The organism is uncultured Brevundimonas sp. (assembly GCF_963977465.1).
GTDB lineage: Bacteria > Pseudomonadota > Alphaproteobacteria > Caulobacterales > Caulobacteraceae > Brevundimonas.
In genome coordinates, this window is the sequence record NZ_CAXBOQ010000001.1 from 530,880 (window position 1) to 543,492 (window position 12,613).

General features: G+C 65.4%; 13 protein-coding genes. 10 read left to right on the forward strand and 3 right to left on the reverse strand.

All coding sequences use genetic code 11. The features are described from left to right. Window position 1: 1 nt before the first annotated feature. The 4 genes from AAC067_RS02830 to AAC067_RS02845 all read left to right on the forward strand — a co-directional run bounded on the left by AAC067_RS02830 (window position 2) and on the right by AAC067_RS02845 (window position 4,267). Window positions 2-1,384: a mechanosensitive ion channel domain-containing protein gene (locus tag AAC067_RS02830; RefSeq protein WP_339929318.1), complete on the forward strand. Its 1,383-nt coding sequence runs from the start codon at window positions 2-4 to the stop codon at window positions 1,382-1,384. Between the two features lie 210 nt (window positions 1,385-1,594). Further along, the gene (locus AAC067_RS02835; RefSeq protein WP_339929320.1) at window positions 1,595-3,337 is read left to right on the forward strand and encodes a serine hydrolase; all 1,743 of its coding nucleotides are present in this window, start codon (window positions 1,595-1,597) and stop codon (window positions 3,335-3,337) included. Window positions 3,338-3,344: 7 nt separating this feature from the next. After that, on the forward strand, window positions 3,345-3,689 hold the full coding sequence (locus AAC067_RS02840; RefSeq protein ID WP_339929322.1) for a PadR family transcriptional regulator: 345 nt from the start codon (window positions 3,345-3,347) through the stop codon (window positions 3,687-3,689). Beyond that, window positions 3,686-4,267, forward strand: coding sequence for a hypothetical protein (locus AAC067_RS02845; protein WP_339929324.1), 582 nt, complete (start codon window positions 3,686-3,688; stop codon window positions 4,265-4,267). Before AAC067_RS02840 ends, AAC067_RS02845 begins: the two co-directional genes overlap by 4 nt. A gap of 68 nt (window positions 4,268-4,335) precedes the next feature. On the opposite strand, the gene AAC067_RS02850 is transcribed toward AAC067_RS02845, so the two are convergent. After that, entirely contained in the window at window positions 4,336-5,985 is a 1,650-nt protein-coding gene (locus tag AAC067_RS02850) for an amidase (RefSeq protein ID WP_339929326.1), read from the reverse strand. 515 nt (window positions 5,986-6,500) lie between these two features. Here AAC067_RS02850 and AAC067_RS02855 point away from each other — a divergent pair. From AAC067_RS02855 to AAC067_RS02880, 6 genes are all read left to right on the forward strand, one after another. After that, the gene (locus AAC067_RS02855) at window positions 6,501-7,028 is read left to right on the forward strand and encodes a DUF2231 domain-containing protein (RefSeq protein WP_339929328.1); all 528 of its coding nucleotides are present in this window, start codon (window positions 6,501-6,503) and stop codon (window positions 7,026-7,028) included. Window positions 7,029-7,082: 54 nt separating this feature from the next. After that, window positions 7,083-7,577 (forward strand): nuclear transport factor 2 family protein, encoded by a 495-nt coding sequence (locus AAC067_RS02860; RefSeq protein ID WP_339929330.1) that lies wholly within the window; start codon window positions 7,083-7,085, stop codon window positions 7,575-7,577. A gap of 55 nt (window positions 7,578-7,632) precedes the next feature. Beyond that, complete coding sequence (locus tag AAC067_RS02865; protein WP_339929332.1) at window positions 7,633-8,100, forward strand: DUF411 domain-containing protein; 468 nt, start codon at window positions 7,633-7,635, stop codon at window positions 8,098-8,100. 9 nt (window positions 8,101-8,109) lie between these two features. Continuing rightward, window positions 8,110-8,835, forward strand: a complete 726-nt coding sequence (locus AAC067_RS02870; protein WP_339929334.1) for a PepSY domain-containing protein — start codon at window positions 8,110-8,112, stop codon at window positions 8,833-8,835. A gap of 60 nt (window positions 8,836-8,895) precedes the next feature. Next, window positions 8,896-10,221 (forward strand): APC family permease, encoded by a 1,326-nt coding sequence (locus tag AAC067_RS02875; protein ID WP_339929336.1) that lies wholly within the window; start codon window positions 8,896-8,898, stop codon window positions 10,219-10,221. A 260-nt stretch (window positions 10,222-10,481) separates the two neighbouring features. After that, a complete protein-coding gene (locus AAC067_RS02880) occupies window positions 10,482-11,024 on the forward strand; it encodes a DsrE family protein (RefSeq protein WP_339929338.1) in 543 nt (180 codons plus the stop codon). A gap of 21 nt (window positions 11,025-11,045) precedes the next feature. Here AAC067_RS02880 and AAC067_RS02885 read toward each other — a convergent pair whose 3' ends face one another. Both AAC067_RS02885 and AAC067_RS02890 read right to left on the reverse strand, forming a co-directional pair. Beyond that, entirely contained in the window at window positions 11,046-11,777 is a 732-nt protein-coding gene (locus AAC067_RS02885; protein WP_339929340.1) for a proteasome-type protease, read from the reverse strand. A 34-nt stretch (window positions 11,778-11,811) separates the two neighbouring features. Beyond that, on the reverse strand, window positions 11,812-12,612 hold the full coding sequence (locus AAC067_RS02890; protein WP_339929342.1) for a transglutaminase family protein: 801 nt from the start codon (window positions 12,610-12,612) through the stop codon (window positions 11,812-11,814). Between the last annotated feature and the right edge of the window lies 1 nt (window position 12,613).

The window sequence follows — 12,613 nt, forward strand, 5'->3', positions numbered from 1 at the left end:
CATGAAGGAGAAGATCAGTTTCGGATATCTGGTCGCCTGTCTGACCCTGGCCGGCTGCCTGATCTCGACGCCTGATCGCGCCCACGCCCAGACGGTCGAGCCCGTCCAGGACGCGCCGGTCATCAGCACCCGGAGCGATGCGCAATCAGACGCCGCCATCGCCGAGCGCCTGCGCCGCATCTTCGGCGAACTGGACACGCTTTCCGCTGTGCAGGTGCGCGTGGCCGAGGGCGTGGTCACACTGGGCGGGGCGCTGGCAGACCGGGACGACCTGGATCGCGCCGAAAACATCGCCGGCCGGGTCGAAGGCGTCGTCGCGGTCCGCAACGACATCGAGACCAGCGTCGATGTCGGTGAACGGGTCTCGCCCTTCCTGCAGAAGCTGACCGGCCTGTTGCGGTCGGCCTTCAACGCCGCCCCGTTGCTGCTACTCGGCGGTCTGGTGCTGGCGGGCTTTGTGATCCTCGGCTGGTGGCTGGCGTCGTTCAACCGGTTCTGGCGGCGGCTGACGCCCAACCCGTTTGTCGGCGACCTGCTGGCCCAGGCCATTCGGGTGGTCAGCGTGGTGGTGGGTATCGTGATGGCGCTCAATCTCGTCGGGGCCACGGCCCTGATGGGCACGGTGCTGGGCGGGGCCGGGGTCATCGGCCTGGCGATCGGCTTCGCGGTGCGCGACGCGCTCGAGAACTACATTTCCAGCATCATGCTCAGCCTGCGCCAGCCGTTCCGCGCCAACGACCACGTCGTCATCGACGGTCAGGAGGGCAAGGTGGTGCGCCTGACCTCGCGCGCCACCGTGCTGATGACGCTGGACGGCAACCATCTGCGCATCCCCAATACCATCGTGTTCAAGGCTGTGATCCTCAACTACACGCGCAATCCCGAACGGCGGCTGGAGTTCGAACTGGGCGTCGACGCCGAGGACGATCCGGAATCGGCCATCTGCACCGGGGTGGAAGCGCTGGCGGCGCTGGACTTCATCCTGACCGAGCCCGCGCCGAGCGGCCTGATCGTTGCGGTCGGCGACAGCAATATCGTGCTGAAATTCATGGCCTGGATCGATCAGGGCGAGGCGGACTTCCTCAAGGCGCGAAGCCGTTCGATCCGCGCGGCGAAGATGGCGATCGAGGCGGCGGGCTTCACCCTGCCCGAACCGATCTATCGCCTGCGGGTCGATCAGTTTCCCAACCTGGCGAAAGCGACCCCCGCCCCGGCCAGACGGCAGCCGGCCCCGCCTGCGACCCCACGGCCGACGCGGACCGCTGCGGCTCCGGCCGAAGAAATGTCGGTGCGTCCCGACGTGCATATCGATGAAACGATCGAGGCGGAGCGGCGCGGCGCGTCTGAGGAGGATCTCCTTTCGACAGAACGCCCGATCGAATAGAGGGCCGGGCCCAGGCGCTGCCCGGCCACCTCCCCGGAACCGCGCGGGAGTCGACGCGGCGCTGAACCGCCACCGTATCGGCATCGGGACCGGCTGCCCCGCCCCATCCGCCCGCCCGGTGAACCTGTCCGCAATTTAACTCGACATAACCATGGCCAACTCAGTACCTACTACTAGGTATAACCTATCAGCAGGTCATGGAGCCCCAACATGAACACCCTCCGCCGGGCGATCCCCCTTATCGGCAGCGCCATTCTGATGGCCGCCGTCACGACCGGACAGGCCTCTGCAGGCCCCGTCGCCGATCTGGCCGACGACGCAAGGGTCGGCCGTTTCTCGGGCATTGTGGCCGCCGCCGAGCAAGGGGCGATCCGCATCGTCGACGCCCGCGGTTCCGCGGTGGCCGACGGCAGCACCGTCAACGGCTCCCGGGTCGCCTATCCGCTGGCCTCGGTGACCAAGGTACTGACCGCCACCGCGATCATGCGGCTGGTCGAGGATGGTCGCATCGATCTGGCGGCCACCGTCCAGACCTACCTCCCGGAATACGCGGCCCGCCCCTTCGCCGACGTCACCATCGCCCAGCTGCTCAGTCACATAGGCGGCGTGCCCAGCCTGCTCAAGGACGACCAGGGACTGGGCGACGGCCCGCCGGACTTCGACGCCCTGTCACAGCCGACCGGCACAAGCGCCCTGATCGATCAGTTTTCAGCCGCGCCCCTGCTGTTCGAACCCGGTGCACGCTACAGCTATTCGAACTCCGGCTACATCCTGCTGGGCCGCATCATCGAGGTCGTGACCGGCCAGCCCTACTCTGCCGCCCTGGACGGTCTGGTGCTGGCCCCGGCCGGGGTCTCGGACGCCTTCTGCCTGTGCCGTGACCTGCCGGGCTACCCCGATGCGACGGCGTTCGAACGGCACGGCGACACCGTCACTCCCGCCCCCGTGATCGATCCGAGCCAGATGTTCAGCGCCGGCGGCATCCGGGCGACGCCGGACGGATTGCTGAAATGGAGCGAGGCCCTGATGTCCGGACGCATCCTCCGGCCGGAAACCCTGCAACAGATGTGGACCCCGGTGGTCCCGACCCGCAAGCCGGGAGAATCCTTCGCCCTCGGCTGGCTGGTCCGGGACGTCGACGGCGTGCGTCAGGTCGCCCACGACGGGGCCCTGCCCGGCGCGGTCAGCTATCTGGTCCTGACCCCGGCCCACCACCGCGCGACGTTCGGGGAGCTCAACCGCACCCTCGACCTCGATAACCTGTCGGACAGCGAGACCTATCTGCGCCGGGTGGTGTCCTCCGTGGTCGCAGGCCAGATGCCCGCAACCGTTCCGGCGCTCGCCTCGCCCGGGGCAGCCCGGGCGCTGGCGGGCAGCTACCGCCTGCCGGAAGATCGTACCTTCACGCTCGCGGTCGACGCGCAGGACCAGCTCTGGCTGGAGACCGATGGCGGCTGGTCGGCCCTGCAACTGCCCAAACTGATCCGCGCCGAAGGCCCGCTCGCAGCGGACGCCCGGGCGGCCATCACCGGCTGGGCGACCAGCGGCCAGTCAGGGATGGCACCGCACTTCAGTCCGGACATGGTCGCCAACCTGCCGGATGGCGCGCTGGATGGGGCCTGGAGCCAGTTCATCGACCAGTTCGGGGCCTATCGCAGCCACCACGTCTATGCCGTCACCAGCGACTTCGCCGAGGTTCGCATCGACTTTGCGCGCGGCTCCATGGACATTGGCATTGTTTACGACGCCGAGGGTCGTATCAACGGACTGCAGCCCGTGGGACAGGAGACCGATATGCCGGCGACGCGCGTGCGCGCCTGGGCCACCGCCGACGGCGGCCTCTGGATCGATGGCTACGCCCATGTCGGCCCGGACGTGGCCGCCGCGGTCGACAGCGACGGGGGGCTGACCTTCGCTTCGGGCCAGCGCGCCGTGCGCCAGCCCCCCCGGTAATCCGCGCATGCCCTTCGATATTGGCAACTGGGAATCCCAGGTCCGCAAGGGCCTGCTGGAACTGGTCCTGCTGACCTTGCTGCAGCGGGGCGAGCGGTACGGCTATGAGCTGGTCCGCGCCACCCGCGACGCCCTTGGGTCGGCCATTATCGAGGGCACGGTCTATCCCATCCTGACCCGACTGGCCCGGGACGGCCTGATCACCCACCGATGGTCGACCGACGATACGGCGCAACCGCGTAAATACTATCGTCTGACCGCTGACGGAGTCGCGGTGCTGAAGGACATGTCGGACCGATGGCTGAAACAGGACGAGTCCGTTCGCCGGCTGCTGATGGAGAGTTCCCGATGAGCGACGTCACCCTGCCCGCCCTGGCGGCCTATCTGACGCAGCTGGACCGGGTGCTTGCGCCGCTGGGCGACAGCGAACGCCACGAGATCCTCCAGGAGATCCGCGCCCATCTGGCCGACAGCGCCGCGGCCGAGACCGGCGACGACGCGCAACGCATGGCCGGTGCCATCCGCAAGCTCGGCTCCGCCCGGGTCGTGGGACAGGCCTACGTCAGCGAATCCCTGCTTGAGCGCGCCAGTCACGGCCTGCGACCGGGCCTGACCGCCATGGGGCTGGTCACCGCCCTGGGCGGCGGCGTGGGCATGACCGTGCTCGGCCTGGTGTTTGCCTTCGGCTATCTGGCGCTCACGATCATCGCCATCGCCACCGTGGGCAAGCTGTTCGTCCCGGCGTCCGGACTGTGGCTGCATGACACCGGGAGCTGGTCGCTGTCGTTCGCGGCCATGCCCGGTGCCCGCGAGGTGCTGGGCTGGTGGATCGTGCCGATCGGCACCAGCCTGGTGATCGGCGGCTGGCTGGCCCTCAACCGCCTGCTTCGGCTGATGCTGAGATTCGCCCTGCCGCGACCGAAAGCCTGAACCGGTCTCGACAGCCGAGCTGTCGGGAACAGTCGCAGCCGCACGAGCCAAAAACAGGAACCGGAACCTTACCTCGCAACGTCAGGGAGAATCGCCGCGGCGTTGCCGGGCGTCGCGAGCGGGCCATTGGCATAGCCGGGTGCAAGGGTCTTGTTGCTGTGTATTTGATAGGCATGCCCGACCGTCAGCACCCGGGCATCGTCCCACGCGGTCCCGACAATCATCAATCCAAGCGGCAGGGTCATATAATCTCCCATCGGCACGGTCAGCGTGGGGTATCCGGCCATCGCGGCCAGCCAGCCCGCCCCGACCGGACCTCCCACGGGTCGGGAGGTGAACGCAATATCGACGGGTGACGCGGCTCGCGTGGTCGGCATGACCAGCACCTGCACATTATGCTCGCGCAGCAGCAGGTCGATTCCCTTGGCACGTGCGGCCTCGGTAATCGCTGACGCGTTGGCGATATACTCCGGATCATCAAGACCGGCAGATTGTTCGGCTTGAATGAGGATTGACTGGTCAAAGAGGGCAAGTTCCCTGTCTGCATGAGCGTCGTTATAGGCGATCAGCTCCGGCAGCGACCGCACCTCAACCCCGGATGCGGAGTCAGCCAGGTAGGCGTTCAGGGCCTGCTTGAACTCAACCCTCAAAACGGTATCGCCGCTGACGAACATGACCGGGTCCGGCTCGAACTCGCGAATGTCGACCAGGACGGCCCCCTGGTCGGTGAGAACTTTCAGGGCTTCATTAAAGGCCGCGGAAACGGCCGCGTTGTCACCCTCGGCCCAGCGAAAAACACCGATCCTCATCCCGTCAATACCGGCGTCCAATCCTTCAACATAGTCGCGGTACTGATTGTTTGGGTTCACAGTGGCCGGGTCGTTGAGATCCGTGCCCGCCATGACCGTCAACATCAGCGCGGCGTCGCGAACGGTTTGCGTCATCGGTCCGGCGCTGTCCTGTCTTGGAGAGAGCGGCACAATGTTTGTCCGGGACATGAGCCCGACGGTGGGTTTGAAACCGACAATTCCATTCATTGCGGCCGGACAGGTGATCGACCCGTTCGTTTCGGTGCCCAGCGCCAATGGCGCAAAACGGGCCGCCACGGCAGCGGCCGATCCGGCCGACGACCCACAAGGGCTGCGATCAAGACTGTGGGGGTTGCGCGTCAGCCCCCCCACGCCGCTCCATCCGCTGATAGACCGGCTCGAACGGTAGTTGGCCCATTCTGAAAGGTTCGTCTTTCCAAGAATGATGGCACCTTCGGCACGCAGCCTCGCAATTATCGGCGCGTCGCGACCGGTCCGGTTTTCAGCCAGCGCCAGCGAACCGGCAGTGGTCGGCAACTCCCGGGTTTCGATGTTGTCCTTAACGAGCACCGGAACACCGTGCAGCCGCCCGCGAAATCGTCCTTCGCCGGCTTCGATATCCAGCATCCGCGCCTCGGAGAGCGAATCGGGATTGAGCGAAATGACGCTCTGAATCATCGGACCCGCGTCGTCGTAAGCGTCAATTCGCGCAAGGTAAGCTTCAACAACCGCCTCAGACGTAACGTCGCCGTTTCGGATTGCAGTCGCAAGATCGCTCCCGCTCATAGCCGTCAGCGGTGACAGGACCGTCGCCGGGCCAGTTACGACCGTTAGAGGTGAGATCAGGGACGCCGACACCATGTCCTTCGGCGCGCAGGAAGCCGCAGCCAGAAGGAGTGAAATCAGCAAACCTCTTTGGACAGCATGTATTTTTTGCACAGTTCATCTTCCAGAGAATTTTGAATAGTATTACAGCACCTTTTTGCAGTTCAAATCTTCCGTCAAGTTACAATAAATCAATGGAACGACCTGATCGGTACTGATCTACGACGCCAGCCTGTTCGAAGTAACCCTTCCCCGTAATAGATAAATACGATCGGTTTGCCCGATAAAGGGACCACCCGGACGCTCCGCCCAACCTTCAGCTGCCGGCATCGATATCGACTGAATTGACGGAGGCTCGACTGACCGCGCGCCTTCGTTGCGCTCAAACGACGGCTTCGCAGCCCGCCAAACGAGGGGACCGTCCGGCCCGCGCGTACCCTTGAAGAGCAGGCATGCCTCGGGAGGTGTTTACCGTGATAGAACGTTGGATCGCGATCTTGTTGGCATTCGGCGTCCTCGTGACGGCGGTTCCGGCATGGGCGCACGAAGGTCATAATCAGGTCGCGGCCCCACCCGCAGCGGCCGCCGCTCAACCGGGCATGACCGGTACGATGGCCGGCATGCCGGTGGCTATGGATCACGGCGATACCGACCACGGCGGCATGGAGATGGGCCCGCCCAAACCCATGCCGCAACGCCTGTATAGCTGGCTCGGGCGCTGGCACCCCGCCGTCGTGCATTTTCCCATCGCCCTGTTTCTGATCACCGGCGTCCTTGAGGTCGCCGCCCTGCTCGGCCGTCGCGCCTGGCTGACGGACGGAACGCGGGTACTCATTGGCCTGGCGGCCTTGTCAGCGCTGGTCGCCGCGGGTCTGGGCTGGCTGGCGATGGGTCTGCCGGGTCCGGCCGAAGACCTGACCCACACCCTGCATCGCTGGATCGGCACGGCCATCGCCCTGATCGGTCTGGCCGCCTGGTGGGCCAAGGAACGCGCGATGCGGCCGGACGCCGGCCCGGGGCGGCGACGTCTGTACGCCGGGCTGCTGACCACGATCGTCGCCGCCGTGCTGGTCAACGCCTACCTCGGCGGCGCGCTCACCCATGGTGCCAACCATCTTCGCTTCTAAGGGCCTGTCCCCCTTACCGCCCCACACCGCCCACAACATTCAAGGAGAGTCTCCATGATGACCCGAACCCTGATGATGGCCGTATTCGCCCTCGGCCTTCCCGCCGGCACCGCCTCGGCCTTCAATGACCCCCCTCAGGCGGTCGCTCCCGCTCCGCAAGCCGAAGTAACCCAGGTGCTCCGCGGCTACCGCGAGGCTATTGAAGCCCTGGACGGCGACGCCGGGTCGGCCTTCTTCTGGCCGGATGGCCGGGTCTACGAACAGGGCGGCGTCGAGGGCATCTACGGCGAGTATCTGGCGCACCATCTCGGCCCGGAACTCAAGGTGTTCTCGGCCTTCAACTTCAACGACTACACCAGTGAGGTCACGGTGGCCGGTGACGTCGCCTATGCGACTGAGACCTATGTCTACCGGATCGTCTTCAAGGACGCAGCTCGCCCCGCCGTCGAACGCCGCGGCGTCGCAACGAGCGTGCTGGAACGTCGGGGTGGCATCTGGCGGATCGTCAGCTACCATTCCTCCGCCCGGGCACCGCGACCCGCCGCCTAGGCAGGCGCTTTCAAACGCCTGCCCACCCGTCACAACCGCTCATCGAGATCCGACCATGACCCCTCTACCCCGTCGCGCCTTTCTCGGCGGCGTCGCTATTATACTCGCCGTCCCGATTGCCGCCTGTGCCCAAACGCCCGGCCGGAGTGAAATCGCGGTCTACAAGACCCCGACCTGCGCCTGCTGCGACGGCTGGGTGCGCCATTTGCGCGACGCCCGTTTCGATGTCAGCGTCACCGTCACCACGGATCTGGCGACGCTGCGCAGCCGCCACGGCATGCCCGACGCCCTGGCCTCCTGCCATACCGCCCTGATCGGCGACTATGTCATTGAGGGTCATGTGCCGGCCGAGGATGTTCGCCGTCTGCTGATCGAGCGTCCGGATGCAGTGGGTCTCAGTGTCCCGGGCATGCCACTGGGGTCGCCCGGCATGGAGACAGCCGACGGCCGCCGGGAGACCTACAACACCCTGTTGGTGCTGAAAGACGGTAGAACCCGCGTCTTCGCCCGTCACAACGCCTGAGGCTCCCCGATGAAAGTCCTTCGACTGTCGACCCAGCTGCATAAATGGATCGCCCTGGCCGTCGGCATCCAGGTCCTGTTCTGGGTTGCGGGCGGTCTGGTGATGACCGCGATTCCGATCGAGACGGTACGCAGCGAGCACCATGTGCGCGAGCAAACCCCGACGCCGCTGGTCTTTGACGGCGTTCAGGCTCCGGGTGCCATCGCCGCGGCACAGAACCTCGCGGTCGCGCGCGCCGAACTGAAGTCGACACCCCGCGGTACGGCCTGGGTCCTGACCCCGGTCGAGGGTGACCCCGTCACGGTGTCCGCCGCGACAGGCCAGGCATTTCCGGCACTCGACACGGCAACCGCGACGCAGATGGCCGCCAACGCCTATCGCGGAGACGGCACACCGACCTCCACCGTCCTGCTGCCCGTCGCCCCGCAGGAAACCGGCAAGGAGGGCCCGATCTGGCGCGTGGATTTCAACGACACCGAACGCACCAGCTTCTACCTGTCACCGCAAACCGGCGAGGTCGTCACCCGGCGCTCGAACGTCTGGCGTTTCTACGACTTCTTCTGGCGGCTCCACATCCTGGACCTCAAGGAGGGCAAGGATTTCAATCATCCCCTGCTCATCGGGCTGACGTTCCTGACCTTCACCATCGTGATTACGGGATTCATCCTGCTGTGGATCCGGGTGGGACGCGACATCACAGTGTGGCGGGCGCGCCGACGCGACAGGACCGGCTGACAGGAGACATCCCGCCCACCCGCGCAGTGACAGAACAGTATCGACTGAAGGCGACCCGACATGCAGCAAGGCCCCGAAGGCAATAGCTACAAAAAAGGCTCGATCTCGCTCGGCGGGGCGGTGGCCATGGGCACCGGCGTGATGATCGGGGCCGGCATCTTTGCTCTGACGGGCCAGATCGCGCAGCTGGCCGGGCCGCTCTTTCCGCTCGCCTTCGTCGCGGGCGCGATGGTCACGAGTTTCAGCGCCTACAGCTACATCAAGATGTCGAACGCCTGGCCCTCGGCAGGCGGGATCGGGATGATCCTGCAGAAATGCTACGGCCCGGGTGCCGTCGCCGCTGGGGCCGCCCTGCTGATGGCGCTCAGCATGATCATCGCCGAGAGCCTCGTAGCCCGAACCTTCGCCACCTATATCCTGCGGCCCTTTGATATCGTGGGCGGGCCGCTGGTGCCGATTCTCGCGGTCGCCGTGATCGTGTTTGCCTTCCTCGTCAATATTGCCGGCAACCAGTCGGTCGGGCGGTTCTCCCTGGTCATGGCTGCGGTCAAGATCGGCGGTATCGCGCTGTTTGGTATCGCCGCGCTCTGGTCGAGCGGCTTCCAGTTCGCGGCGGCATCAACCTCGGCAGAGGCCGCGAGCGTGACGGGCTTCATCGCCTCGGTCGCCCTGGCGATCCTTGCCTTCAAGGGCTTCACAACGATCACCAACAGCGGAGCTGAGGTCACTGACCCCCATCGCAACGTGGGCCGGGCGATCGTGATCTCGATTGCGCTCTGCGTCCTTGTCTATCTGCTCGTAGCCTTCGGTGTGGGATCGAGCCTGACCATAGACCAGATCGTCGCCGCGCGAGATTATTCCCTGGCCGAGGCTGCCCGGCCGGCCCTCGGCCAGACGGGCTTTTATCTGACGGTCGTTCTGGCCGCGGTTGCGACGGCCTCCGGCGTTCTCGCCAGCGTCTTCGCGGTGTCACGCATGTTGGCGATGCTGACCGAGATGAAGATGATCCCGCACCGTCATTTCGGCATGTCCGGGGACATTCAACGTCACATGCTGGTCTACACAGTGGTCCTCGCCTCGACGCTGGCGATCTTTTTTGATCTCGGCCGGATCGCCTCGCTGGGTGCCTTTTTCTATCTCATCATGGACATGATCGTGCACTGGGGCGTGTTTCGTTTCCGCCGGAAAGAGGTCGGTGCCGCAGGGGCTGTTGTTTTGGCTGCATTGGCGTTCGACGCCGTGGTTCTTGCGGCCTTCACAGCAATGAAGCTGGAAAGCGATCCGGTCATTGTCCTCATTGCAGGGATGGCCATCGCAGCGGTCTTCGCCTTTGAACGGATGTACCTGTCACGCTGGCTGGCCCCTCAGGCGAGCCATGATCACTGAGGCCGACGCCCTCTTTCCGCCCTTCCCGCACCGCCAAGCCACTGACATTATTCATCTTCCAGAAAAATTGCGGTCAAAAACCCGCCGGGGTCCGCGGCTGTGGCAGACTCCTCGGGTTACGGCGTTCGAGGCGCAGGGTTCTGACCGGATGGCAGGTTGGCACGGTTGGCACCCCGTTTTCGCCAAACCCTGCCAAAGGTAGTCCGGACCTCGTCGCCGGGTGATCCGCCTGCTAGCAAGGGGGTGAAAGCGAGACTCTCATGCTGAAGTTGCTGCCCATCGTCGCCGCCCTGCTCCTGCTGCCGCTGCAGGCGGCCGCCGAACCGCGTGCCGGCTTCCACACCGGGCCTGTATTCACGACCTTCGGCCACATCGCATCGGTCCAGAGCGACCTGCCGATTCCCGAAGGCACGGTGTTCCGGGTGGTGTTCGACGTGACCGACAAGGCCACGCCGGGCCAGTTGAACCGGACGATCGACTCGGCCGCCCGCTTCATCAACATGCATGTCGAGGCCGGCGTCCCGGTCGCCGACATTCACGTCGCCATCGTCGTCCACGGCGGCGCGGCCGCCGATCTGCTGACCCCATCCGTCTACGCCGCCCGCAATGACGGCGCGACCAACGGCAGTGCGGCGGCGATTGCGGAACTGACGGCCCACGGGGTCGACATCTGGCTGTGCGGTCAGACGGCCGCTGCCCAACAGATCACCAAGGCCGACCTGTTGCCCGGCGTCGGCCTGTCCCTGTCGGCCATGACCGCCCTGGCCCTGCTGCAGCAGCAGGGCTACACGCTCAATCCCTGAGCGCGAAGCGTCCGCTCGAGGCTAAAACTCGGGGTCCGGCAGCGAGTTGAACGCCCCCTTCAGCGCGCCCGCCCATTCGGAAGCGATCGTCTGGAAATAGGGGTCATCGTGTTCGACCCGCCGCTCATGGGCCGGCGCATAGTCGTCGGAACGATAGATCTGATAATCCAGCGGCAGGCCAACCGACAGATTGGCCTTCAGCGTTGAATCGAACGAGACCATCAGCAGCTTGACCGCCTGTTCAAAGCTCATGTCGGGATCGAAACCGCGCACCAGGATGGGTCGACCGTATTTGGTCTCGCCGATCTGGAAGAAGGGATTGTCCCCGGTCGCCTCGATGAAATTGCCCTCCGGATAGATCAGGAACAGCCGCGGCGGCATGCCCTTGATCTGGCCGCCGACAATGATCGTGGCCCCGAATTTGGCCTCGGCGGTCTGGCCGCTGTGCGAGTTCGACTTGATGGTTTCGCGCAGGGTCTCGCCGACCAGTCGCGCCGCCTGGAACATGGTCGGCACTTCCAGCAGGGACGGATTGCGTTCGGCCGGAATCTTGCTGCGCTCGTCCAGCGTGCTGACCACCGACTGGGTGGTGGCCAGGTTGCCGGCGGTCATGATCGTGATCATCCGCTCGCCCGGCTTGTGCCAGGTGAACATCTTCCGGACCTTGGCGATGTTGTCGACCCCGGCATTGGTCCGGGTGTCGGTCATGAACACCAGCCCCTTGTTCAGGCGCAGGCCGACGCAATAGGTCATGGAAGTCTCACACGGTTCAGTCGGGCAGACATCGCTACTGCTGAACCTGCAGCTGCACGATCATGGATTCGTTGTGTCCGCCGAACACGATACCCGAAATCGGGGCGGCTTCGCCATAGTCGAGACCGGTGGCGACCCGGACATAGCGCGGATCGGGCGACACCCCGTTGGACACATCGAACCCGACCCAGCCCAGCCCCTCGACATGGGCCTCGGCCCAGGCGTGGCCAGCCTCCTGCTCGACGCGATCGTCCATCACCAGATAGCCGCTGACGTAGCGGGCCGGATAGCCCATCAACCGAGCGGCGGTGATGAAGATATGGGCGTGATCCTGACAGACCCCCTGCCCCGCCTCCAGCGCCAGCTCAGCCGTCGTCGACAGGTCGGTCGCCCCCGTCGCATAGGGTACCGCGCCCAGGATCAGGGCCGACAGCGCGTGCAGACGCGCCGTGTCGTTGTCGAAGTCCTTGCCGAGGTCCCGCACCAGCTGTCGCACTCGAGGACCGGGCCGGGTGTGCGACGTCGTCCGCTGGAAATACCACAGCGGGGCAAAGCCCCCGTGCTGGCCGATGATCCCGACCGTGTCGGCCGTGTCGACCTCGCCCCCACAGACGATGGTCACCGACCGGGCCCCCGGATCGATGGTCAGCAGCTCGACCTGGTTGTTGTGCTGGTCGGTGAAGGCCACCGCCTTGCGCCCGCCCTGCACCTCCGTGCGCCACGACACGATGGTCTGCCCCGCCGAGGCCTTGGGGATCATCCGCAACTGTTGCAGGCCATGGGTGGGCGGCTGGTCGTAGGTGTATTCGGTGCTGTGCCGGATCTTCACGCGCATG